General features: G+C 59.9%; 24 protein-coding genes and 1 pseudogene. 23 read left to right on the top strand and 2 right to left on the bottom strand.

Translation table 11 applies throughout. The features are described from left to right. The first annotated feature begins 4 nt into the window (after nucleotides 1–4). The 23 genes from CKW17_RS26275 (at nucleotide 5) to CKW17_RS26165 (ending at nucleotide 21,044) form a co-directional block, all read left to right on the top strand. Nucleotides 5–301, top strand: coding sequence for a flagellar protein FliT (locus tag CKW17_RS26275; protein WP_095122700.1), 297 nt, complete (start codon nucleotides 5–7; stop codon nucleotides 299–301). Nucleotides 302–473: 172 nt separating this feature from the next. Continuing rightward, nucleotides 474–1,949, top strand: coding sequence for a sigma-54 dependent transcriptional regulator (locus CKW17_RS26270; RefSeq protein WP_095122699.1), 1,476 nt, complete (start codon nucleotides 474–476; stop codon nucleotides 1,947–1,949). A 127-nt stretch (nucleotides 1,950–2,076) separates the two neighbouring features. Then, on the top strand, nucleotides 2,077–3,270 hold the full coding sequence (locus CKW17_RS26265) for a PAS domain-containing sensor histidine kinase (RefSeq protein ID WP_176470123.1): 1,194 nt from the start codon (nucleotides 2,077–2,079) through the stop codon (nucleotides 3,268–3,270). A gap of 5 nt (nucleotides 3,271–3,275) precedes the next feature. Next, nucleotides 3,276–4,667, top strand: a complete 1,392-nt coding sequence (locus CKW17_RS26260; RefSeq protein WP_095122697.1) for a sigma-54 dependent transcriptional regulator — start codon at nucleotides 3,276–3,278, stop codon at nucleotides 4,665–4,667. Between the two features lie 128 nt (nucleotides 4,668–4,795). Further along, a complete protein-coding gene (fliE, locus tag CKW17_RS26255; RefSeq protein WP_095122696.1) occupies nucleotides 4,796–5,125 on the top strand; it encodes a flagellar hook-basal body complex protein FliE in 330 nt (109 codons plus the stop codon). Nucleotides 5,126–5,140: 15 nt separating this feature from the next. Beyond that, nucleotides 5,141–6,928 (top strand): flagellar basal-body MS-ring/collar protein FliF, encoded by a 1,788-nt coding sequence (fliF, locus tag CKW17_RS26250; RefSeq protein ID WP_095122694.1) that lies wholly within the window; start codon nucleotides 5,141–5,143, stop codon nucleotides 6,926–6,928. After that, nucleotides 6,921–7,940 carry a flagellar motor switch protein FliG gene (gene fliG / locus CKW17_RS26245; protein WP_007920042.1) on the top strand — a complete coding sequence of 340 codons (1,020 nt, stop codon included), beginning with the start codon at nucleotides 6,921–6,923 and terminating at the stop codon, nucleotides 7,938–7,940. The genes fliF and fliG overlap by 8 nt, the downstream gene beginning before the upstream one ends. Nucleotides 7,941–7,944: 4 nt before the next feature. Beyond that, entirely contained in the window at nucleotides 7,945–8,751 is an 807-nt protein-coding gene (fliH, locus tag CKW17_RS26240) for a flagellar assembly protein FliH (protein WP_095122693.1), read from the top strand. Then, a complete protein-coding gene (gene fliI, locus CKW17_RS26235; RefSeq protein ID WP_095122692.1) occupies nucleotides 8,741–10,099 on the top strand; it encodes a flagellar protein export ATPase FliI in 1,359 nt (452 codons plus the stop codon). The genes fliH and fliI overlap by 11 nt, the downstream gene beginning before the upstream one ends. 6 nt (nucleotides 10,100–10,105) lie before the next feature. After that, nucleotides 10,106–10,558, top strand: a complete 453-nt coding sequence (gene fliJ, locus CKW17_RS26230; protein ID WP_034153294.1) for a flagellar export protein FliJ — start codon at nucleotides 10,106–10,108, stop codon at nucleotides 10,556–10,558. Nucleotides 10,559–10,716: 158 nt separating this feature from the next. After that, a complete protein-coding gene (locus CKW17_RS26225) occupies nucleotides 10,717–11,022 on the top strand; it encodes an STAS domain-containing protein (protein ID WP_095122690.1) in 306 nt (101 codons plus the stop codon). 5 nt (nucleotides 11,023–11,027) lie between these two features. Beyond that, nucleotides 11,028–12,731, top strand: coding sequence for a fused response regulator/phosphatase (locus CKW17_RS26220; protein ID WP_095122688.1), 1,704 nt, complete (start codon nucleotides 11,028–11,030; stop codon nucleotides 12,729–12,731). Between the two features lie 31 nt (nucleotides 12,732–12,762). Continuing rightward, nucleotides 12,763–13,110, top strand: coding sequence for an Hpt domain-containing protein (locus CKW17_RS26215; protein ID WP_095122686.1), 348 nt, complete (start codon nucleotides 12,763–12,765; stop codon nucleotides 13,108–13,110). A 104-nt stretch (nucleotides 13,111–13,214) separates the two neighbouring features. Continuing rightward, the gene (locus tag CKW17_RS26210) at nucleotides 13,215–14,585 is read left to right on the top strand and encodes a flagellar hook-length control protein FliK (protein ID WP_095122684.1); all 1,371 of its coding nucleotides are present in this window, start codon (nucleotides 13,215–13,217) and stop codon (nucleotides 14,583–14,585) included. Between the two features lie 685 nt (nucleotides 14,586–15,270). Then, nucleotides 15,271–15,774: a flagellar basal body-associated protein FliL gene (gene fliL, locus CKW17_RS26205; protein WP_007920033.1), complete on the top strand. Its 504-nt coding sequence runs from the start codon at nucleotides 15,271–15,273 to the stop codon at nucleotides 15,772–15,774. A 9-nt stretch (nucleotides 15,775–15,783) separates the two neighbouring features. After that, nucleotides 15,784–16,752 (top strand): flagellar motor switch protein FliM, encoded by a 969-nt coding sequence (gene fliM, locus CKW17_RS26200; RefSeq protein WP_007920032.1) that lies wholly within the window; start codon nucleotides 15,784–15,786, stop codon nucleotides 16,750–16,752. A gap of 57 nt (nucleotides 16,753–16,809) precedes the next feature. Further along, entirely contained in the window at nucleotides 16,810–17,259 is a 450-nt protein-coding gene (fliN, locus tag CKW17_RS26195) for a flagellar motor switch protein FliN (RefSeq protein ID WP_095122682.1), read from the top strand. Continuing rightward, nucleotides 17,260–17,712: a flagellar biosynthetic protein FliO gene (fliO, locus tag CKW17_RS26190; RefSeq protein ID WP_095122679.1), complete on the top strand. Its 453-nt coding sequence runs from the start codon at nucleotides 17,260–17,262 to the stop codon at nucleotides 17,710–17,712. It abuts the gene before it with no gap. Next, complete coding sequence (gene fliP / locus CKW17_RS26185) at nucleotides 17,712–18,470, top strand: flagellar type III secretion system pore protein FliP (protein ID WP_095122677.1); 759 nt, start codon at nucleotides 17,712–17,714, stop codon at nucleotides 18,468–18,470. Before fliO ends, fliP begins: the two co-directional genes overlap by 1 nt. Further along, a complete protein-coding gene (gene fliQ, locus CKW17_RS26180; protein ID WP_041072975.1) occupies nucleotides 18,467–18,736 on the top strand; it encodes a flagellar biosynthesis protein FliQ in 270 nt (89 codons plus the stop codon). The genes fliP and fliQ overlap by 4 nt, the downstream gene beginning before the upstream one ends. A 3-nt stretch (nucleotides 18,737–18,739) precedes the next feature. Continuing rightward, on the top strand, nucleotides 18,740–19,525 hold the full coding sequence (gene fliR / locus CKW17_RS26175; RefSeq protein WP_038363857.1) for a flagellar biosynthetic protein FliR: 786 nt from the start codon (nucleotides 18,740–18,742) through the stop codon (nucleotides 19,523–19,525). A gap of 3 nt (nucleotides 19,526–19,528) precedes the next feature. Continuing rightward, entirely contained in the window at nucleotides 19,529–20,668 is a 1,140-nt protein-coding gene (flhB, locus tag CKW17_RS26170) for a flagellar biosynthesis protein FlhB (RefSeq protein ID WP_095122675.1), read from the top strand. A gap of 139 nt (nucleotides 20,669–20,807) precedes the next feature. Next, on the top strand, nucleotides 20,808–21,044 hold the full coding sequence (locus tag CKW17_RS26165) for a hypothetical protein (protein ID WP_095122673.1): 237 nt from the start codon (nucleotides 20,808–20,810) through the stop codon (nucleotides 21,042–21,044). 168 nt (nucleotides 21,045–21,212) lie between these two features. Here CKW17_RS26165 and CKW17_RS26160 read toward each other — a convergent pair whose 3' ends face one another. After that, the gene (locus CKW17_RS26160; RefSeq protein ID WP_095122671.1) at nucleotides 21,213–21,572 is read right to left on the bottom strand and encodes a DUF6124 family protein; all 360 of its coding nucleotides are present in this window, start codon (nucleotides 21,570–21,572) and stop codon (nucleotides 21,213–21,215) included. Nucleotides 21,573–22,136: 564 nt separating this feature from the next. Beyond that, nucleotides 22,137–24,418: pseudogene (locus CKW17_RS30435) on the bottom strand (hypothetical protein); the annotation flags it as partial.

Here is a 24,418-nt window from a genome sequence, read left to right as displayed (position 1 = left end):
CGTCATGAGTCTTGTATTGCAGCGAATCGCCGATACCCGTGAAGCGTTGGTCACAGCTTTGGCCGAGCGTAATTGGGAAGCCATTGGCGAGCTGGATCTGGCTTGCCGTTCCTGCATGGAAGACGTCATGGCTGAGGCTTCGCTGGACGAGGTCGCGTTGCGCGACAATCTTGAAGAGTTGCTCCATGTCTACAAGGAGCTTCTTGAGGTGGCCATGGGTGAGCGGCAAGCAATTGCCAACGAGATGTCGCAGATCACCCAAGCGCAGAACGCGGCAAAGGTTTACCATCTGTTTGGTTAATTAACACTCAGTTAATCCAGACATGTGCGCCATAAATTTGACTGTGCACGGTTTTTTGACTTAACTAGTGGCTGTTTTCAGATTTCAGGCGTCTACAGGCACATGGTGTCCTGCAAGCGTCTCGCTTGCCCCTAATTTCGGGCATTGAGTTGACTAGGGAAGTTGCTATTGCATGTGGCGTGAAACCAAAATTCTGCTGATCGATGACGATAGCGTCCGCCGCCGCGACCTGGCGGTGATTCTAAATTTTCTTGGCGAAGAAAATTTACCCTGCGGCAGCCATGACTGGCAGCAGGCAGTCGGCTCTTTGTCGTCTAGTCGTGAGGTCATTTGCGTACTGATCGGGACGGTTAATGCTCCTGGCGCGCTTTTGGGCTTGCTAAAGACACTCTCAACCTGGGATGAGTTCCTTCCGGTTTTGTTGATGGGCGATAATTCTTCCGTTGACTTGCCTGAAGACCAGCGTCGTCGTGTGCTTTCGACCCTCGAAATGCCGCCCAGCTACAGCAAATTGCTCGATTCGCTGCACCGTGCCCAGGTCTACCGCGAGATGTATGACCAGGCCCGCGAGCGCGGTCGTCATCGCGAACCCAACCTGTTCCGCAGCCTTGTCGGCACCAGCCGTGCGATCCAGCACGTGCGCCAGATGATGCAGCAAGTCGCCGACACCGACGCCAGTGTGTTGATCCTCGGCGAGTCGGGGACCGGCAAGGAAGTGGTTGCGCGAAACCTGCATTACCACTCCAAGCGCCGCGATGCGCCGTTCGTGCCAGTCAACTGCGGGGCGATCCCGGCAGAGCTGCTCGAAAGCGAATTGTTCGGTCACGAGAAGGGCGCCTTCACCGGTGCAATCACCAGCCGTGCCGGTCGTTTCGAGCTGGCCAATGGCGGTACGCTGTTCCTCGACGAAATCGGCGACATGCCGCTGCCAATGCAGGTCAAACTGCTGCGCGTCTTGCAGGAACGCACCTTCGAGCGCGTGGGCAGCAACAAGACCCAGAGCGTCGATGTGCGCATCATCGCGGCAACGCACAAGAATCTCGAAAGCATGATCGAGATCGGCACCTTCCGCGAAGACCTCTACTATCGCCTGAACGTGTTCCCGATCGAGATGGCGCCGTTGCGTGAGCGTGTCGAAGACATTCCGTTGCTGATGAACGAACTGATCTCGCGCATGGAGCACGAGAAGCGCGGTTCGATCCGCTTCAACTCGGCGGCGATCATGTCCCTGTGCCGTCACGCCTGGCCAGGTAACGTTCGCGAGCTGGCCAACCTGGTCGAGCGCATGGCGATCATGCACCCGTACGGGGTGATTGGCGTGGTCGAGTTGCCGAAGAAATTCCGCTACGTCGACGACGAAGACGAGCAAATGGTCGACAGCCTGCGCAGCGATCTTGAAGAGCGCGTGGCGATTAACGGCCACACCCCGGACTTCACCGCCAACGCCATGCTGCCGCCGGAAGGCCTGGACCTGAAAGACTACCTGGGTGGTCTGGAACAGGGCTTGATCCAGCAGGCACTGGACGATGCCAATGGCATTGTGGCGCGTGCCGCTGAGCGCCTGCGCATCCGTCGTACCACCCTGGTCGAGAAGATGCGCAAATACGGCATGAGCCGGCGCGATGGAGATGAACAGGCGGAGGATTGACGCCTGTTTTTCAACTGCTTCATTTATAAGCAGTTTTTTTTAGGCACGGGTATTGCTACAGCCCTCGCAACGTTCCGTTTAACTGACGGTCAGCCAAGCGAGAAGCACAATGCCCCAAGCCGCCCAGATGTCTTCTGCCTCCAGTCCCGAGGGGCAACCGTCCTCCGTAGAACAGGCAAGCCGACAGGGTCTTGAGCAGGCCTTCGAGCTGTTCAGCCAAATGTCCAGTCAACTGACGGACTCCTACAGCATGCTTGAAGCGCGGGTCACCGAGCTCAAGGGTGAACTGGCTGTGGTCAGCGCCCAGCGAATGCAGGAGCTGGCGGAAAAAGAGCGTCTGGCCAACCGTCTGCAAAACCTCCTCGACCTGTTGCCTGGTGGCGTCATCGTGATCGATGGCCACGGTATCGTCGTCGAAGCCAATCCGGCGGCAATCGAACTGTTGGGTCTGCCGTTGGAAGGCGAGCTGTGGCGCCACGTGATTGCTCGCTGCTTTGCCCCGCGTGAGGACGACGGTCACGAAATTTCCTTGAAAAACGGCCGACGCCTGTCGATTGCTACCCGTTCGCTGGACGCCGAGCCTGGGCAATTGGTGTTGCTCAACGACCTGACGGAAACCCGCCATTTGCAAGACCAGTTGGCGCGCCACGAACGATTGTCTTCGTTGGGGCGGATGGTCGCTTCGCTGGCCCACCAGATCCGCACGCCGCTGTCCGCCGCTTTGCTCTACGCCAGTCATTTGACTGAGCAGGAACTGCCGGTCGCCACTCAGCAGCGTTTCGCCGGGCGGCTGAAAGAGCGCCTGCATGAATTGGAGCACCAGGTGCGCGACATGCTGGTGTTCGCTCGCGGTGAATTGCCGTTGACTGATCGCCTCACTCCGAACGCTTTGATGCAGGCGTTGCAGGCGGCGGCGCTGACCCATGTGCAGGATCTGCCCATCCGCTGGCAGTGCGACAGTCATGTCGGAGAGCTGTTGTGCAATCGCGATACGCTGGTCGGTGCGCTTTTGAATTTGATCGAAAATGCGATTCAGGCCAGTGCCGCAGACGTGCGCCTGAAAGTGCATTGCTACACCCGCGACAACGCCTTGCGCATCAGCGTCAGCGACAGTGGCAGCGGAATCGAGCCCTTGGTGCTGGAGCGTCTGGGCGAGCCGTTTTTCACCACCAAAGTGACCGGCACTGGCCTCGGGCTGACCGTGGTCAAAGCGGTGGCCCGTGCGCATCAGGGACAATTGCTGCTGCGTTCGCGGGTCGGCCGCGGCACGTGCGCGCAGGTCATCCTGCCGCTGTTTTCCGCTGCACAGGGAGCTGAGTAAACGCCATGGGCATCAAGGTTTTGCTGGTCGAGGATGACCGTTCGTTGCGCGAAGCGCTGACCGATACGTTGTTGTTGGCCGGCCATGACTACCATGCGGTCGGTAGCGCTGAGGAGGCGTTGACGGCAGTCGCTCGCGAAGCATTCAGCCTGGTGGTCAGCGACGTCAACATGCCAGGCATGGACGGACATCAATTGCTCTCATTGTTGCGCGCTCGTCAGCCGCAGTTGCCGGTGTTGCTGATGACTGCCCATGGCGCCGTTGAGCGCGCGGTCGATGCGATGCGACAAGGTGCAGCGGACTATCTGGTCAAACCTTTCGAACCTAAAGCCTTGCTCGATCTGGTGGCGCGGCATGCGCTGGGCAATATTGGCGCGAGCGAAAGCGAAGGCCCGATCGCGGTCGAGCCGGCGAGCGCGCAACTGCTCGAGTTGGCCGCGCGCGTTGCACGCAGCGACTCCACGGTGCTGATTTCCGGCGAGTCCGGTACCGGTAAGGAAGTGTTGGCGCGCTACATTCACCAGCAATCCCACCGCGCCAGTCAGCCGTTCATTGCGATCAACTGCGCGGCGATCCCGGACAACATGCTCGAGGCCACGTTGTTCGGCCACGAGAAGGGCTCGTTCACGGGAGCCATCGCGGCGCAGGCCGGCAAGTTCGAGCAGGCCGATGGCGGCACGCTGTTGCTCGACGAAATCTCGGAAATGCCCCTCGGTCTGCAAGCCAAACTGCTGCGTGTGTTGCAGGAGCGCGAGGTCGAGCGCGTCGGTGCGCGTAAACCGATTGCTCTGGATATTCGCGTGGTCGCCACCACCAACCGTGATCTGGCCGGCGAAGTAGCGGCGGGGCGTTTCCGCGAAGACCTTTTTTACCGTCTGTCGGTTTTCCCCCTGGCCTGGCGTCCACTTCGCGAGCGCACTGCCGATATCCTGCCGCTGGCCGAAAGGTTGTTGGCCAAACACGTCAATAAAATGAAGCATGCGGCGGCGAAACTCTCGCCTGACGCGCAAGCGTGCCTGACCGCTTACCCATGGCCGGGCAATGTGCGTGAGCTGGATAACGCCATTCAGCGTGCGTTGATCCTGCAGCAGGGCGGTTTGATTCAGCCGCAGGATTTCTGTCTGGCCGGTCCCGTGACGTACACCGCGATGTGTGTCACCGCGCCGGTGTCAGCGGTGCTTCGCGAGGTGGAAATCGAAGCGGATTCGGCCGGCGCCCTGGGCGATGACCTGCGCCGCCGGGAGTTTCAGATGATCATCGACACCCTGCGTGCCGAGCGTGGCCGCCGCAAGGAAGCCGCAGAAAAGCTCGGCATCAGCCCGCGCACCCTGCGCTACAAACTGGCGCAAATGCGCGATGCCGGGATGGACGTCGAAGGTTATCTGTTTGCCACCTGACGTCTGGTGCAACGATTTGAAAACGCTTTTCTGAAAGGGGTGCCCATGAGCTGGCACCCTTGTTGCTAATACCTGTGTACCCGCCGAGTGAGTGTCAAAAAATTGCGGGCCGCCCAAGAGAGTAGACCATGAGCCAAGGTATTGAATTTAATCGGTTGATGATGGACATGAAGGCCATGAAATTGGACGCCATGTCTGCACCGAAATCGACGACCGCTGTCCCTGAGCTGGGAGGCAGCAGCTTTTCCGACATGCTCGGTCAGGCGATCAACAAGGTCAGCGATACCCAGACCGCGTCGACTCAGTTGGCCAACGCATTTGAAGTGGGCAAAAGCGGCGTCGACCTGACGGACGTGATGGTCGCTTCGCAAAAAGCCAGCGTGTCGTTCCAGGCTCTGACCCAGGTGCGTAACAAGCTGGTTCAGGCTTATCAAGACATCATGCAGATGCCGGTTTAAGGACGAGATTGAGTCATGGCAGAAGCAGTCGCCGATAACGTTCCGGCCAAGGCCACCCCGATAGACGGCAAACCGCCGCTGTTCGGCCTGTCCTTCCTGGAAAACCTCTCCGAGATGACCATGCTGCGTCAGGTGGGCCTGTTGGTCGGCCTGGCTGCGAGCGTGGCGATTGGCTTTGCCGTGGTGCTGTGGTCGCAGCAGCCGGATTACCGTCCGTTGTACGGCAGCCTTGCCGGCATGGACGCCAAGCAGGTCATGGACACCCTGGCCTCCGCCGACATCCCTTACACCGTTGAACCGAACTCCGGCGCCTTGCTGGTCAAGGCCGACGACCTGTCCCGTGCGCGGATGAAACTCGCTGCTGCTGGTGTCACTCCCAGCGACGGCAATATCGGTTTCGAAATCCTCGACAAGGAACAGGGGCTGGGCACCAGCCAGTTCATGGAGGCGACGCGTTACCGTCGTGGCCTCGAAGGTGAGCTGGCGCGGACCATTTCCAGCCTGAACAACGTCAAGGGTGCCCGCGTGCACCTGGCAATTCCGAAGAGTTCGGTGTTTGTGCGTGATGAGCGCAAGCCAAGTGCTTCGGTATTGGTCGAGTTGTACTCCGGTCGTTCGCTGGAGCCAGGTCAGGTCATCGCGATCATCAACCTGGTGGCGACCTCCGTTCCCGAGCTGAGCAAATCGCAGATCACCGTCGTCGATCAGAAGGGCAACCTGCTCTCCGATCAGGCGGAGAACTCCGAAATGACCATGGCCGGCAAGCAGTTCGATTACAGCCGCCGCATGGAAAGCATGCTCACCCAGCGCGTGCACAACATTCTGCAACCGGTATTGGGCAACGATCGCTACAAGGCGGAAGTTTCGGCTGACATCGATTTCAACGCTGTCGAGTCGACCGCCGAGCAGTTCAACCCGGATCAACCGGCGTTGCGCAGCGAGCAGTCGGTCAACGAACAACGCACCGCCAGCAATGGCCCGCAAGGCGTGCCGGGTGCCCTGAGCAACCAGCCGCCGTCGCCAGCCTCGGCGCCGCAAACCACCGGTGGTGCCGCAGCGCCAGCCGCGATGGTGCAGCCAGGTCAGCCATTGGTTGACGCCAACGGTCAGCAGATCATGGACCCGGCCACCGGCCAGCCAATGCTCGCGCCGTACCCGGCCGACAAGCGTCAGCAATCGACCAAGAACTTCGAGCTCGACCGTTCCATCAGCCACACCAAACAGCAGCAGGGTCGCCTGAATCGCCTGTCGGTGTCGGTGGTTGTCGACGATCAGGTCAAGGTCAACGCGGCCAACGGCGAAATCAGCCGTGCGCCGTGGAGCGCCGACGAATTGGCGCGCTTCACCCGTCTGGTCCAGGACGCGGTCGGTTTCGACGCCAGCCGTGGCGACAGCGTCAGCGTGATCAACATGCCGTTCTCCGCCGAGCGCGGTGAAGTGATTGCCGATATTCCGTTCTACTCCCAGCCATGGTTCTGGGACATCGTCAAACAAGTGCTGGGTGTGTTGTTCATCCTGGTGCTGGTGTTTGGTGTGCTGCGTCCGGTGCTCAACAACATCACCGGCGGCGGCAAAGGCAAGGAGCTGGCCGGTCTTGGCAGCGACGTGGAACTCGGCGGGATGGGCGGCCTGGATGGCGAACTTTCCAACGACCGCGTGAGCCTCGGTGGTCCGCAGAGCATTCTGTTGCCGAGCCCGAGTGAGGGTTATGACGCGCAACTGAATGCAATCAAGAGTCTGGTGGCCGAGGATCCGGGTCGCGTGGCTCAGGTCGTGAAAGAGTGGATTAACGCAGATGAGTGATAACCGAGCCGCAACCGTCAAACTGAACAAGGTCGACAAAGCCGCGATTCTGCTGCTGTCCCTGGGTTCGACCGATGCCGCACAAGTGCTGCGCCACATGGGCCCGAAAGAGGTTCAGCGCGTCGGCGTGGCCATGGCGCAGATGGGCAACGTCCATCGCGAACAGGTCGAGCAGGTCATGAGCGAGTTCGTCGACATCGTCGGCGACCAGACCAGCCTGGGCGTCGGTTCCGACGACTACGTGCGCAAAATGCTCACCCAGGCCCTGGGTGAAGACAAGGCCAACGGCCTGATCGACCGCATCCTGCTCGGTGGCAACACCAGTGGCCTCGACAGCCTGAAATGGATGGAGCCGCGCGCCGTTGCCGACGTGATCCGCTACGAACACCCGCAGATTCAGGCGATCGTGGTGGCGTACCTCGATCCGGATCAGGCCGGTGAAGTGCTGGGTAACTTCGACCACAAGGTGCGTCTGGACATCATCCTGCGCGTCTCGTCGTTGAACACCGTGCAGCCAGCGGCACTGAAAGAGCTGAACCAGATTCTCGAGAAGCAGTTCTCCGGCAACTCGAATGCCTCGCGCACCACCCTGGGTGGCATCAAGCGTGCGGCGGACATCATGAACTTCCTCGACAGCTCGATCGAAGGCCAGCTCATGGACTCGATCCGCGAAGTCGACGAAGACCTGTCCGGTCAGATCGAAGACCTCATGTTCGTGTTCAACAACCTCGCCGACGTCGACGACCGTGGCATTCAGGCGTTGCTGCGCGAAGTGTCTTCCGACGTGCTGGTGCTGGCCCTCAAGGGTTCGGACGAAGGCGTCAAAGAGAAGATCTTCAAGAACATGTCCAAGCGTGCTGCCGAACTGTTGCGCGACGACCTCGAGGCCAAAGGCCCGGTGCGCGTCAGCGACGTCGAAACGGCACAGAAAGAAATCCTCACCATTGCCCGTCGTATGGCCGAAGCCGGCGAAATCGTCCTCGGTGGCAAAGGTGGCGAGGAAATGATCTAAGCCCATGGACAAGCACGACGACGATGTGACGGATCTGATCCGTGCCCGCGATGTCCGTGGTTTCGAATCCTGGGCCATGCCCAGCTTCGACCCGCCGAAGCCGGAACCCGAGCCAGAGCCGGAGCCAGAACCGCCGGAAATGGAAGAAGTGCCGCTGGAGGAAGTCCAGCCACTGACCCTGGAAGAACTCGAAAGCATCCGTCAGGAGGCTTACAACGAGGGCTTCGGCATCGGCGAAAAGGAAGGTTTTCACAGCGCCACGCTCAAGGTCCGTCAGGAAGCCGAGGTGGCGCTCAGCGCCAAACTCGCCAGCCTCGAGCAACTGATGGTGAACCTGTTCGAGCCCATCGCCGAACAGGACACGCAGATTGAAAAATCGCTGGTCGACCTCGTGCAACACATCACCAAACAGGTGATCAAGCGCGAACTGGCCATCGATTCCAGCCAGATCGAACACGTCATGCGCGATGCGCTCAAGCTGTTGCCGCTGGGCGTCGACAACGTGCGTCTGTACGTCAATCCGCAGGACTTCGAGCAAGCCAAGGCTCTGCGCGAGCGCCATGAGGAAACCTGGCGCATCGTCGAAGACGAATCGCTGTTGCCGGGCGGCTGCCGGGTTGAAACCGAGCACAGCCGCATCGATGCCAGCATCGAAACCCGCGTGGCTCAGGTCATGGCGAAACTGCTCGATCAGTTACACGAGCAGGCCTTGCATCCGGCCGATGCGGATCTGAGCCTGGATATTCCCGAAGACGTAAAACCGGCGGCCACGCCTGAAGAGCCGCTCGCGGACCAATCCGATGCGCCTTGAACGCACCAGTTTCGCCAAGCGCCTGAGCACTTACGCTGAGGCCACCGAGATTGCCGGCGCGCCGATTCTTGAAGGTCGCCTGCTGCGCATGGTTGGCCTCACCCTCGAAGCCGAAGGCCTGCGTGCGGCCATGGGCACGCGCTGCCTGGTGATCAATGACGACAGCTATCACCCGTCGCAGGTGGAAGCGGAAGTCATGGGGTTTTCCGGCAGCAAAGTCTTTCTGATGCCGGTCGGCAGCGTCGCCGGCATCGCCCCCGGCGCCCGTGTGGTGCCACTGGCTGATACCGGTCGTTTGCCGATGGGCATGAGCATGCTCGGGCGCGTGCTCGATGGCGCCGGACGTGCGCTGGACGGCAAGGGCGGCATGAAAGCCGAAGACTGGGTGCCGATGGATGGCCCGACGATCAACCCGCTCAACCGTGACCCGATCAGCGTGCCGCTCGACGTCGGCATCCGCTGCATCAACGGTTTGTTGACGGTCGGTCGTGGCCAGCGTCTGGGTCTGTTCGCCGGTACCGGTGTCGGTAAATCGGTGTTGCTGGGCATGATGACGCGCTTCACCGAGGCCGACATTATTGTCGTTGGCCTGATCGGTGAGCGGGGTCGAGAAGTTAAAGAGTTCATCGAGCACAGCCTCGGTGAAGAAGGCCTCAAGCGTTCCGTCGTGGTTGCTTCGCCGGCGGACGATGCGCCGCTGATGCGTCTGCGCGCAGCGATGTACTGCACACGCATCGCCGAATATTTCCGCGACAAGGGCAAGAACGTCCTGTTGCTGATGGATTCGCTGACCCGTTTCGCCCAGGCCCAGCGGGAAATCGCCCTGGCCATCGGCGAGCCGCCGGCGACCAAGGGTTATCCGCCTTCGGTGTTCGCCAAGTTGCCGAAACTGGTGGAGCGCGCTGGTAACGCGGAGAAGGGCGGTGGTTCGATCACCGCGTTCTACACCGTGCTGTCCGAAGGCGATGACCAGCAAGACCCGATTGCCGACTCGGCCCGAGGCGTACTCGACGGCCACATCGTGCTGTCCCGGCGTCTGGCCGAAGAGGGGCACTATCCGGCCATCGACATCGAAGCCTCGATCAGCCGGGTAATGCCGGCCGTGGTCTCGGCGGAACACATGCAGCGCGCTCAATACTTCAAACAGTTGTGGTCGCGTTATCAGCAGAGCCGCGACCTGATCAGCGTCGGCGCTTATGTTGCCGGTGGCGACCGCGAAACCGACATGGCGATTTCCCTGCAACCGCAGTTGGTCCGGTATCAGCGTCAGGGCCTCAACGACAAAATCAACATGGGCGAAAGCCAGGCCTATCTCGAAACCCTGTTCGCCCCTGCGGCGGGCGGCTAACCGGTCATGGCCACTGTCAGTCGAGCCGCGCGTCTGGCGCCGGTGGTGGACATGGCCGAGCAGGCCGAGAAAACTGCCGTGCAACGGCTGGGCTATTTTCAGGGCCAGGTGAAAGTCGCGGAAAGCAAACTGGCTGACCTCAATGCCTTCCGGCTGGATTACTCGCAGCAATGGATCGTGCGCGGCAGCACCGGCGTAAGCGGGCAATGGCTGCTCGGTTTTCAGGGCTTTCTGGCGCAACTCGACACGGCGGTTGATCAGCAGCGGCAGAGCCTGGTCTGGCACCAGAACAAGCTCGACAAGGCTCGCGAGGAATGGCAACAGGCGTTCGCCAAGGTCGAAGGGCTGCGCAAACTGGTGCAACGTTATCGCGAAGAGGCGCAACGCCTCGAAGACAAGCGTGAGCAGAAGTTGCTTGATGAATTGTCGCAGCGTTTGCCGCGACAGAATCCCTTCTGAAACAAGATCAAGAGATCGCAGCCTTCGGCAGCTCCTACAGGGGATCAGTGTAGGAGCTGCCGAAGGCTGCGATCTTTTGATCTGGCTTCTAACCTTGCTGCAACCCTGTCCAAGTGCTAAACCTTGTACAGGTTCGTCAATGACAAGGAAGCCAGTCAATGTCAGTCGTTACAGAAGTCTCTCCAGATGGTCAAAAACTGACGATTTTGGTCAAGGGGCGGTTTGATTTCGGTCGCCATCAGGAATTTCGCGAGTCCTATGAGCGGCTCGACACCAAGCCTGAATCCATCGTGGTCGATCTGAAAGAAGCCACCTATCTCGACAGTTCCGCGCTGGGCATGCTGCTCCTGTTGCGCGATCACGCCGGCGGCGATAACTCGGACGTGCGGGTGGTCAACAGCAACTCCGATGTGCGCAAGATCCTCGCCATCTCCAATTTCGACAAGCTCTTCGACATCAGTTGACGGCCATGCAGGTGCAAGAGCCGCTGACCATTCTGATCGCCGAAGACAGCGCCGCCGATCGCTTATTGCTGTCGACCATCGTCCGCCGCCAGGGTCACCAGGTCCTGACGGCGGCCAACGGTGCCGAAGCGCTCGATCTGTTTCGCCGTCAGCAACCCGATCTGGTGCTGATGGACGCGATGATGCCGGTCATGGACGGCTTCGAGGCTGCGCGGCAGATCAAGGCACTGGCCGGCGAAACGTTGGTGCCGATCATCTTCCTCACCTCGCTGACCGAAAGCGAGGCGCTGGCCCGTTGTCTGGAGGCGGGTGGTGACGACTTTCTGGCGAAGCCTTACAACCAGGTGATCCTTGCCGCCAAAATCAAGGCGATGGATCGCCTGCGCCGCTTGCAGGCGACCGTGCTGCAACAGCGCGACCTGATCGCCAAACACCACGATTACCTGCTAAACGAGCAACGTGTGGCCAAAGCGGTGTTCGACAAGGTGGCGCACTCCGGTTGTCTCAGCGCGCTGAATATTCGCTACCTGCAATCGCCGTACGCGCTGTTCAACGGCGACTTGCTGCTGGCGGCGTACACGCCGGCGGGCGACATGCATGTGTTGCTCGGCGATTTCACCGGTCACGGCTTGCCGGCAGCAGTGGGCGCGATGCCGCTCGCCGAAGTCTTTTATGGCATGACCGCCAAGGGATATGGCTTGGCCGAAACCCTGCGTGAAATGAACGCAAAGCTCAAACGTATCCTCCCGGTGGACATGTTTTGCTGTGCGACGCTGCTGTGCCTGAGCTTTCAGCGACGTTCTGTAGAAGTATGGAATGGCGGCATGCCCGACGGGTATTTGCACCGGATCGCCACGGGCGAGCGCGAGCCACTGAGCGCGCGTCATTTGCCGCTCGGTGTGCTGAGCCCGCAAGCGTTCGATGACCGTACTGAAGTGCATTCGATGACGGTCGGGGATCGGGTTTTTCTGCTGTCTGACGGCGTCATCGACACCAGTGATGCCAACGATCAGTTGTTCGGCGTCGAGCGCTTGCAGCAGGTGTTCGCTGCCAATCGCGAGCCGGACCGCTTGTTTGAGGATATCGAACTGGCGCTGCGGGATTTTCGCGGCGAGGCGCGCGACGATGTCAGCATGGTCGAGGTCAGCCTGCTGGAAACGGCGCAGGTCAAGCCGTCGGCGCCGGTGTATTCCGACAGCGGCCAGTCGTGTCCGCTCGACTGGTCGGTGAGTTTCGAATTCCGTGGCGCCACGCTCAAGCGTTTCAATCCGTTGCCGTACCTGCTGCAGTTGCTGCTTGAGGTGCATGGGTTGCGGGCGCAGAGTGGTGCTTTGTATAGCGTGCTCGCCGAGTTGTATTCCAATGCGCTGGAGCATGGCGTGCTCGGTCTGGATTCCAGTCTCAAGCGCGATGCGGCGGGTTTCGCTCGCTACTATCAGCAGCGCAATGATCGTCTCGAGGCACTGCAGGATGGCTTTGTTCGCGTGCATTTGCAGGTGCAGCCACAAGGCGAGGGCGGTTGTCTGGTGATTCGGGTTGAAGACAGCGGCAAGGGATTTGATGTGGCGCGAGTCATGGAGCGACCGCTGGACGGCGTCCGTTTGTCGGGGCGCGGCGTCAGTCTGGTCCGGCAATTGGGGCGCAACGCCAGTTGGTCGGACGAAGGTCGTAGTGCCCGCGTGGAGTTTTCCTGGGAGGTTGAGGCATAATCCGCGCAATTCTTGATCAAGGAGTGAACAAGTGACTGACACACATATTGATCGCGAGGCGCTGAGCGTACTGCGCGAAGTCATGGAGGAGGGTTATCCGGAGCTTCTGGATACCTTTCTGGCGGATTCCGAAAGTCGCTTGGGCGAGTTGCAAAAGACCTCCGATGCCAAGGTGTTGTCGGAAGTTGCCCATAGTTTCAAGGGCAGCGCCAGCAACATGGGCGCTGTCCGCTTGGCGGCGCTCTGCCAGGAACTCGAATCGGACGCAAAAGACAAGAGCCCGGCGGAAATAGTCAAACTGGTCGCTGAGATCAGTGGCGAATTTGCTGAAGTTCGCCCGGTTTACGAAAGCGAAAAACATCCCGCTCACACGCACTGATCCCGCCGTCCGGCGCTTTTCTCAAGCGTCGGGCGAAACTGGCCCGGCACTTGCAGCTATCTCCGTAACTGTACCTACGATCCCAGTGCAGCGGAGACCGTTTCATGCCTGCGACCCCCAACATCCTTCTTCAGAATGCCGCTCAGGCCAAGGCGCAAGCCGCCTCGGCCAAAACGTCGGCGATGGCCGTAGACACTGGGGATAAAGCCTCAAGCTTCGCTAAAGTGTTCGCCGATCAGGGATCGGGCAAGCCTGTCGCCAGCACCGAAAATTCGCCAAAGTCGTTGCGCGACAAGGTCGCCGACAACAGCGGCAAAAAGGATATCGGCAAGGATCAGTCTGCCGCTGCACAACCGGCAGTTGCCGACAGCGGCAACGACTTGCCTGCTGATAAAACCGTAGCGACCGATGACACCGCCGCCAGCAGCGACGACAGCGCGGACAGCGCCCAGACCCCAGTGGTGGATGCTGCGCCGGTTGACCCGACGCTTGATCCGGCATTGGTCGCCGCTGTGCAGCCAGTGGTCACGGCGCCAGTGGCGCAAGCCCCGGCTGTTGTCGCCACCGCCCAGCCTGAAGCTGAAACACCTGCGCTCGCCGCATTGCCGGGTATGGTCAAAGATCCGGCACCGACCACCGACAGCGATTTCGACCCTTCGGCCGATCCGCTCGACTCGCTGCCGGCCGTGCGCATGGCCATGGAGCAGGGCGGGCACATTTCCGCCGCCAGCCAGGCGCAACCGAAAACGACGCCTGCTCAGGCTCAGGCCGACGGTGAATTGACTGCGGCGCAGAACTTCGCCGCCGGCATGGCCAGCATGCTTGACGTGCAAGCCGACAAGGACAGCACCAGCCAGGGTGGCGAGAAAGCCTTCAGCGGTTTGATCGACGATGGCCTCAAAGACCTCAAGACGGCGACCAGTGATACCCGCGTGGATGACTTCGCCAACCGTCTGGCGGCACTGACGCAGGCCGCCACGCCGAAGACCGCGAACGCGGTGCCGGTGAATCAGCCGATCGCCATGCATCAGAGCGGCTGGACCGAAGAAATCGTCAACCGCGTCATGTATCTGTCGAGCGCCAATCTGAAGGCGGCGGACATTCAGTTGCAGCCGGCCGAGTTGGGCCGTCTGGACATCCGCGTGAATATGGTCCCTGACCAGCAGACCCAGGTCACGTTCATGAGCGCGCATCCAAGCGTGCGTGAAGCGCTCGACGGGCAGATGCATCGTCTGCGCGATATGTTCAACCAGCAGGGCATGGGCCAGGTTGACGTCAATGTCTCCGACCAGAGCCGTGGCTGGCAGGGCCAGCAAGGTCAGGAACAAGCGCAGCAGGGCCAGAGCGGTCGCACCAGCGCTGCCGGCGGTCGCCTCGATTCGGCGGATGAAGAATTGGCGCCTGCCGCCATTGCTGAAGCCGCTGCGCAAACCACCAGCGTGATCGGCAGCAGCGCCGTCGACTACTACGCCTGATCAAATCAACAGCCCCTCACCCTAACCCTCTCCCGGAGGGAGAGGGGACTGATCGAGGGATGCTCGCGAAGTACGCCGACCTGATAGTTCTGCTGGGAATCCATAGTCGATCCGGTCTTTCAGGTCGACGTATCACGACGGGGCCCCTCACCCTAGCCCTCTCCCGGAGGGAGAGGGGACTGATTGGGGGATGCTTGTGAAGTACGCCGACCTGATAATTCTGCTGGGAATCCATAATCGACTCGGTATTTCAGGTCGACGTTTCGCGACAGGGCACCTCACCCTCTCCCTGAGGGAGAGGGGACTGATTGGGGGATGCTCGTGAAGTACGCCGACCTGATAATTCTGCTGTGAATCCATAGTCGACTCGGTATTTCAGGTCGACGTATCACGACGGGGCCCCTCACCCTAGCCCTCTCCCGGAGGGAGAGGGGACTGATTGGGGGATGCTTGTGAAGTACGCCGACCGGATACTTCTGCTGTGAATCCATAGTCGACTCGGTCTTTCAGGTCGACGTTTCACGACAAAACACCTCGGTCGGCTCCCTCTCCCTCCGGGAGAGGGCTGGGGTGAGGGTGCCTTTGACTTTAGCGTTGTCTCCACCATCACCGACACTTCTGGCATAACACTTGCTCTTGCCTTGCCGTGCGACTGTGAAAACCCGAATAGTGACGGATTATTGGCATGGCGAAGAGCGAAACAGCAGCAGTGAAAGACCCCGCAACCAAAGGCAAACTCAAGCTGATCATTGTGATCGTGCTGGCGTTGCTGTTGGCCATTGGTGCATCCGTGGGGGCGACCTGGTTCTTCATGCACAGCGCCCAGAGCAAGCCCGCCGAGGCCGCCGATGCGGCGCCTGTCGGCAAGCAGCCAGCGATCTTCGAGCCGATGGCGCCGGCCTTCGTTGCCAACTACAACCAGAACGGCCGTCAGCGCTATATGCAGGTGAGCATCACCATGCTGGCGCGTAATCAGGCCGATCTGGAAGCGCTCAAAGTGCACATGCCGGTAATCCGCAACAACCTGGTGATGCTCTTCTCCGGTCAGGATTTCGCCACCTTGGCGACCCCGGTCGGCCAGGAGATGTTGCGCCAGAAGGCCACAGCCAGCGTCCAGGAAGTGGCGCAGAAAGAGCTCGGCAAAGTGGTGATCGAACAGTTGCTTTTCACTAATTTCGTACTGCAGTAGGAACACGACATGGCCGTGCAGGATCTGCTGTCCCAGGATGAAATCGACGCGCTGTTGCATGGCGTCGACGATGGTCTGGTACAGACCGATAACGCTGCCGAACCCGGCAGTGTCAAAAGCTACGACCTGACCAGTCAGGATCGCATCGTCCGCGGACGCATGCCGACTCTGGAAATGATCAACGAGCGTTTTGCCCGCTACACCCGCATCAGCATGTTCAACATGCTGCGCCGCTCGGCGGACGTTGCTGTCGGTGGCGTGCAGGTGATGAAGTTCGGCGAATACGTGCACTCGCTGTACGTACCGACCAGCCTCAACCTGGTCAAGATCAAACCGTTGCGCGGCACCGCGCTGTTCATCCTCGACGCCAAGCTGGTGTTCAAACTGGTGGACAACTTCTTCGGCGGCGACGGCCGTCACGCCAAGATCGAAGGGCGTGAATTCACCCCGACCGAACTGCGCGTAGTGCGCATGGTGCTGGAGCAGGCTTTCGTCGATTTGAAGGAAGCCTGGCAAGCGATCATGGAAGTCAATTTCGAGTACATCAACTCGGAAGTGAACCCGGCCATGGCCAACATCGTCGGCCCGAGCGAAGCGATTGTGGTCTCCACCTTCCACATCGAACTCGATGGCGGTGGCGGTGATCTGCACGTGACCATGCCGTACTCGATGATCGAGCCGGTGCGCGAAATGCTCGACGCCGGTTTCCAGTCCGACCTCGACGATCAGGACGAGCGCTGGGTCAACGCCCTGCGCCAGGACGTGCTCGATGTCGACGTGCCGATCGGCGCCACCGTGGCTCGCCGCCAGTTGAAACTGCGCGACATCCTGCACATGCAGCCGGGCGATGTGATCCCGGTCGAGATGCCGGACGAAATGATCATGCGCGCCAACGGCGTGCCGGCCTTCAAGGTCAAGATGGGCTCGCACAAAGGCAACCTCGCGTTGCAAGTGATCGAGCCGATCGAGCGTCGCTGAAGCGGCGCTCCAACCCCCCAAGCCTTTAACTGAATTTTTGCCCGCCGAGGACAAATGATGAACGACGATATGAACGCCCAGGACGACCAGGCACTGGCTGACGAATGGGCTGCTGCCCTGGAAGAAACCGGTGATGGTCAAGCTGACATCGACGCCTTGCTGGCCGCCGACGCAGCCGGCGGCTCGCGTCTGCCGATGGAAGAGTTCGGCAGCGTGCCGAAGAACAACGATCCGGTGACCCTCGACGGCCCGAACCTGGACGTGATCCTCGACATCCCGGTATCGATCTCGATGGAAGTGGGCAGCACCGACATCAACATCCGTAACCTGCTGCAACTGAACCAGGGTTCGGTGATCGAACTCGATCGTCTGGCCGGCGAGCCGCTCGACGTGCTGGTCAACGGCACGCTGATCGCGCATGGCGAAGTGGTGGTGGTCAACGAGAAGTTCGGCATCCGCCTGACTGACGTGATCAGCCCAAGCGAACGCATCAAGAAGCTGCGCTGAGTGAAACGGTTTCTCTGGGCTCTGCTGGCATTGCCATTGAGCGTGCTGGCTGCCGAGCCGTCGACAGCCACTACCGTGCCTGCTGCTACCGCGCCGATGGTCAACAGCGGCGTGGCCGGGCAACTGACGCAACTGGTGTTTGGCCTGTTGCTGGTGCTGGGGTTGATCTTCTTCCTCGCCTGGCTGTTGCGCCGGGTGCAGCAGGCCGGGCCGGCAGGCAAAGGGCAAGTGATCGAGCTGATCGGCTCACGCGCACTGAGTCCGCGTGACCGCTTGCTGCTGGTGCAGGTCGGCAACGAGCAGATTCTGCTCGGCCTGAGCCCCGGCACCATCACCGCGCTGCACGTGCTCAAGGAGCCGGTCGAGGTGCCGAGTACCAGCGAGAAAGCGACCCCGGAATTTGCCCAGCATCTGCTGAAGATACTCGGCAAGGATCAGAAGGATACGAAGTAATGGGTGCGTTACGCATCGTCTTGACGCTGGCCCTGATGCTGGCCGCGCCGCTGGCGTTCGCCGCCGATCCGTTGTCGATCCCGGCGATCACGCTGGGCACCAACGCCGATGGCGCGCAGGAGTATTCGGTCAGTCTGCAGATCCTGCTGATCATGACCGCGCTGAGCTTCATCCCGGCGGCCGTGATTCTGATGACCAGCTTCACCCGGATCATCATCGTCTTCTCGATCCTGCGTCAGGCCCTCGGCCTGCAACAGACGCCGTCGAACCAGATCCTCACCGGCATGGCGCTGTTCCTGACCCTGTTCATCATGGCCCCGGTATTCGACCGGGTGAACAAGGACGCGCTGCAACCGTATCTGGCGGAAACCCTTACCGCCCAGCAAGCGGTGGAGAAGGCCCAGGTGCCAATCAAGGACTTCATGCTCGCGCAGACCCGCACCAGCGATCTGGAGCTGTTCATGCGCCTGTCCAAGCGCACCGACATCGCCACCCCGGATCAGGCGCCGCTGACCATTCTGGTGCCGGCGTTCGTCACCTCCGAGCTTAAAACCGCATTTCAGATCGGCTTCATGATCTTCATTCCGTTCCTGATCATCGACCTCGTCGTGGCCAGTGTGCTGATGGCAATGGGTATGATGATGCTGTCGCCGCTGATCATCTCGCTGCCGTTCAAGATCATGCTGTTCGTGCTGGTGGATGGCTGGGCGCTGATCATCGGCACCCTGGCCAGCAGTTTTGGAGGTGTCTCGCCATGACGCCGGAAGTTGCGGTCGATATCTTTCGTGAAGCCCTTTGGCTGACCACATTGATGGTCGCGATTCTGGTGGTGCCGAGCCTGTTGGTCGGCTTGCTGGTGGCGATGTTCCAGGCCGCGACGCAGATCAACGAACAGACCTTGAGCTTCCTGCCGCGTCTGCTGGTGATGCTGGTGACCCTGATTGTGGGCGGTCCATGGATCGTGCAGACCTTCATGGAATACATCATCCAGTTGTACAAAAACATCCCGATGGTCATCGGCTAAGCCATGCAATCGCTGCTTCAGCTGACCGACACCCAGATCAGTACCTGGGTGGCCTCGTTCATGTTGCCGCTGTTTCGCGTGGCGTCGATGCTGATGGTCATGCCGGTGTTCGGCACCACCCTGGTGTCGCGCCGGATCCGCCTGTATTTCGCCGTGGCGATCACCGTGTGCATTGCCCCGAGCCTGCCGCCGATGCCGGCGGTCAGTCCGCTGGATCTGAGTGGCTTGATGTTGATTGCCGAACAGATCCTCGTCGGTGCGGTGCTGGGGTTTTCCCTGCAGCTGTTTTTCCAGGCCTTTGCCGTGGCCGGGCAAATCGTCGCGATCCAGATGGGCATGGGTTTCGCCTCGATGGTCGACCCGGCCAACGGTGTCTCGGTGGCGGTGATCGGGCAGTTCTTTACCATGCTCGTCACGTTGCTGTTCCTGTCGATGAACGGCCATCTGGTGGTCTTCGAAGTCCTTACCGAAAGCTTCACCACGCTACCGGTCGGCAGCGGTCTGATGACCGCGCATTACTGGGAACTGGCCGGCAAACTCGGTTGGGTACTGGGGGCGGCGCTGTTGTTGGTGTTGCCGGCGGTCACTGCGCTGCTGGTGGTCAACATCGCGTTTGGCGTGATGACCCGTGCCGCGCCGCAACTGAACATCTTCTCCATCGGTTTTCCGCTGACCCTGGTGCTCGGTCTGTTCATCGTCTGGGTCGGTCTGGCGGACATTCTCAATCAGTATCAGCCGCTGGCCACTGAAGCCTTGCAGCTGTTACGCGAACTGGCACGGGCGCGCTGAGTCATGGCAGAGAGCGAAAGCGGTCAGGACAAAACAGAAGACCCCACGGACAAACGCAAAAAAGACTCTCGTGAGAAGGGTGAAATTGCCCGCTCCAAAGAGCTCAACACCCTGGTCGTGACCATGGCCGGTGCCGGTGCGCTGCTGGTGTTTGGCGGCATGCTGGCCGAAGACCTGATGGAACTGATGCGCCTGAACTTTACGCTGTCGCGTGAGGTGATCATGGATCAGGGTTCCATGGGCGCATTTTTGTTGAAGTCGGGTCAGATGGCGCTGGTGGCCATCCAGCCGTTCATGATCACGCTATTGCTGGCAGCCCTGATCGGGCCGATCTCCCTCGGTGGCTGGCTGTTTGCGGCCGGCTCCATGGCGCCCAAGTTCAGCCGGATGAACCCGGCGGCGGGCCTGAAACGGATGTTCTCCTTCAAAGCGGTGGTCGAACTGCTCAAGGCCCTGGCCAAGTTTCTGATCACCTTGGGCGTGGCGTTGGCGGTGTTGTCGGCAGACGTCGATGACTTTTTGCGGATCGCCCACGAGCCGCTTGAAATGGCGATCATTCACAGCGTCACGCTGGTCGGCTGGAGCACGTTGTGGCTGGCCTGCGGCCTGATCATCATCGCCGCGGTCGACGTGCCGGTGCAGCTCTGGGAAGCCCACAAGAAACTGCTGATGACCAAGCAGGAAGTGCGCGACGAGCACAAGGATCAGGAAGGTCGCCCGGAGGTCAAACAGCGCATCCGCCAGACCCAGCGCGAAATGTCGCAACGGCGGATGATGGCGGCGATTCCCGACGCCGACGTGGTCATCACCAACCCGACGCACTACGCCGTCGCACTCAAATACGATTCGGAGAAGGGCGGCGCGCCGATACTGCTGGCCAAGGGCAGCGATTTCCTCGCGCTGAAGATTCGCGAAATCGCCGTGGCCAACAACGTCATGCTCCTCGAATCGCCGGGGCTGGCGCGTTCGATCTACTACTCCACCGAACTGGATCAGGAAATCCCCGGCGGCCTGTACCTGGCGGTTGCTCAGGTACTTGCCTACGTCTACCAGATCCGCCAGTACCGCGCGGGCAAGGGCAAACGCCCGGATCCGCTCAAGGACGACTTGCCGATTCCGCCGGATCTGCGCCGCGATTCCTGACGTCGCGGCGAAGCCATTTGTCTGCGCTCCCCCATGACTGTCAACTCTGACAGGTGCAGTCGCCGTGATTTTGCAGTTTGATGCAAGGTGCGGCCGCGCACTGACGCGGTCAGGCAGGCGAGTGCATGGGAGCAAGGCAATGAAAGGTATTTTCAGCAGCTACGATGAAAAAACCGGAAGAGGCACCATCACGCCGAAGCAATCGGGACGATCCCTTTCCTTTGCCGAAGCCACAGGTTTTTTTCTGACGGCCAAAGAATACCGATTCAGCATTCCATTGCCCGATGCGTTGCAGGCGAACGTCAAAGTCGGCAACGAGGTCGAGTTCGAATTGCCCAAGAGCAAGAATGGAAAAGTAAAAATCCTCCGGTATTGAGCAATTGATCGCTAAGCCGCTGAAAACGGGGCGGCGGTTTTTTATGATCGTTCCCACGCGCAGAAAAGGAATGCAGCCCGGGACGCTCCGCGTCCCTTCCAAAGCCGAACGCGGAGCGTCCGTTGAGGCGTTCCCACGCAGGAGCGTGGGAACGATCATCGCGTGTCGCTACTCCGGCAACTCCAGATTATCCATCACCCGATTCACCGCCAGCTCCCCCAGCATGATCAATTGCGCGATCCCCAACAGCGTCCTGCGTTGCGACGCGGGTATGAGATGGGCGAAGTCATGGGCGATGGTTCTGGCTGAGGCGAGCGTTTCGCTGGCATCGGCCAGCAGTTCCTCGTTTTTGAAATCGGCGGTGACGGCGTACATCCGGCGGGTTTTGCGTGGCGGTGGGGTGGAGCCGGGTGGGCAGAGGTAGTGATCGAGGGCGCGGTCGGCGGCTTCGTGGAGTTTTTTTGAATCGAGGGATTCGTAGGGGGAGGTGGCGTCGGTTTCGGGTGGGTTGGGTGTTGGTTTGATCATGGTGAAGCTCCTTGATTGCTGGAGCTGCCACATTTCGCTGCGAAACGAAAAGAGGTGGCAGCTGTACGCAGGTTCGCAGACCGGGAATCAAGGAACCCGGCATACCCAAAGGTATCCCGCGCACAGCCGCCATGAAGCATCATTGCCATTAATCTTGATGGCAATGCACTGGAGCGCTGTGCGCCTTGATTGATCCGGGCTGCGAAACCCGATCGCTGATTCGTCAGCGACCGATCCACAATAGAACCCGACCCCAAAGCGCACAAGCCGGCGGATTCTGGCGTAGCTGTAGGCAAAGGCGCAAGAATTTGTAGCCTGGAAGGCGTGTCTGAAGGTGTCTTTTAAACGCCAGAGTTTAAAAGGCGATTTGCGCTGACTTCACTGGCCCCTTCGCGAGCAGGCTCGCTCCCACACTTGGAATGCATTTCCCTGTGGGAGCGAGCCTGCTCGCGAAAGGGCCATCTGGGTCAGCAGAAAAACCCTCGATCAAGTCCCGCTGTTTAACTCACTGGTTAAATAAAACCGTCCCCTTTTCTTACTCGCCAGTTCCGCGCCGGCAAGGATTCAAAGCCAGAATTGAAAGTGATCCAGGTAAGCCCAGTCCCTTGAGACGATTTTCATTGAAGTGATTTTCCTGCCGGAGGGTGCAGAGAAATCAACCCAGTTATGGGGGTTGGGAGTGGGCGCAGGAAGGTTTTTCGATCCCACATTTCCAGCGTTGTCGGAAAAGATGATGTCTACAGCTTCGTTTTGATAGGTGTATGCAAATCTGACTCGAGAGTAGGCTGATTTGAAACTGAGAGTGATCAGTTGTTGCCCTACCGGAACTCCGCTGGCGGAGCCTGTGAAGATAGCTGGGCCGGTGAGCATCCCTGTTATAGGAAGATGGTAAGTTCCAATGCCGATTGTACCCGCTCCGGAAGTGAGTGTGATGGTCATGCTCGGGATGCTGATGCTCTGGCCAATGGTAATGCTGCTGGGGGGTTGGCCATCAAAATCCTCACTTAATACCGGTGCTCTCACAGTCAGCGTTCTGGAAGCCGATTCTTCGCCCGGACCATACAGCGCTTTGGCTTTGAAGCTGTGCGCGGCCAGAGCCAGGCCACTGACGAGCAACGTCCAGACACCGGTTGTGGGATCTGCAGTTGCCGGACCTTTGGTGACAGCGCCGTCAAAGATTTCGACTTTCTGACCCTTGGCGGCGCTGCCGCTCAGGGTGACAGCCGGTTCCACTGTGTCCCCAGCTTGAGGGATTTCAACACCGCTAGGAGAGCCTTTGACCGATGTCAACGTCGGAGCGGTGGCGGCGGTGACGGTCAGCGTCCAGACCGCCGACTCGACACCCGTGCCATACAAGGCCCTGGCCTTGAAGTTGTGCACTGTCAGGCTCAGGTTTTTCACTTCCAGTTCCCATTTGCCGGTGGTGGCATTCACCAGCGCTTTGCCTTTCGACGCCGCCCCGTCAAAAATCTCTACGTTCAGGCGTGGCGTCCCGGTGCCGGTCAACTTGATGCTGGTATCGAGGGTCACGGTGTTTTTGGGTATTTCCACTCCTTTGGAGTCCTTCACCGAGGTAATGGCAGGGATCACTGCATTCGAATACGTGAGGATTCTGCCGGCTGATTCCTGGCCGGACCCATAATCTGCTTTGGCCTTGAACGTACGAGTCCCAATTGCGGTCAGCGTGGCGGTATATGTCCAGATGCCAGTGCCGTCGACCGGGTGCTTGCCCCTTGACGCGGCGCCTTCGAATACCTCGACCTGCTGATTGGGCGCGGCGGTACCGGTCAAGGTTACAACGGGATCGACCGTACCACCGTCGTGCACAATTTCTGCGCCTTTGGAGTCTTTCACCGAGGTGATTTCCGGTTTCACGTCTTCCACAGCTTTGATCGTGTAGGTTCGCACAGGTGCCACCGTCGCCTCGTCCTCCACCTGACTCAGGTCCGACCCCACCTTGAAGGTCAGGGTCAGCTCACAGCCATCCTTGAGATTGCGGACATCGCTCAATGCCAAAGGTGGTGCCGAATAATACCGTTGACTGATCCACGTCGGATTCACCGCTGCACCTGGAACGTTCCACAATAGTTTCAGGAAGGGTGAGCCATTATTGTTTGTGCCTTGCACCGCCAGCCATACCGGTTGGCCGCTTTTGATAAACGGCCAGTCGCCCATGCGACACTCCAGGTTGGTGGTCAACGTGCTGACGTCCAGATGGGTGTCGTTACCGGCCTGAACAATCCAGGGCTTGGTGGTGAGGGCTCGTTGCGACAGCTTGAGGATCTTGAAGGGTTGATCCGGGCCGGGAGTTGACTTGCCTTCACGAATCAGTTCACAGCCGAGCACAATGTCCCGACCCAGGTTTGCCGTAATGAAGGCGATGTTCAGTGTGAAATCGGCGACGCCGTTGGCATCGGGCGCTTTGGCGGGCAGGGTCGGCGATCCATCCCCCGCGGCGCCTTTGACGATCAAACGAACAGTGTCGCCCGCGCGATGCCCTCGCACCTCGATCCGGCCGATGCCGCCACTTACGTTATCCATCGGATCGAAAACACCTTGCGTCGACTTCAATAGTTGCGGTGGCTTCAGCTCAAACGCCACCCCGACATCGAACTTCAACGGCTCGGCATAACTCGTCCCGCCGGCGGCGCGTTTGATCTCGTACCGGGCGATCACCGATCCGCCTTCATTGCCCTTGATCAGCACGGCACCGATGGGAAAGGGCACCGGTTGTCCGGCGGTGAATTCGTTCAGCTTGATCGAGTCGGTATATTCGCCGGTGATCGAACCGTGCCAGAACATGAAGACTTCATCGCCTTTGACCGTTTCGGTGTACACCACCGTCA

The organism is Pseudomonas sp. Irchel s3f10 (assembly GCF_900187515.1).
Lineage (GTDB): Bacteria > Pseudomonadota > Gammaproteobacteria > Pseudomonadales > Pseudomonadaceae > Aquipseudomonas > Aquipseudomonas tensinigenes.
The sequence above is the reverse complement of the archived record's forward strand: the minus strand, read 5'-3'. Positions and strand labels throughout refer to the sequence as shown.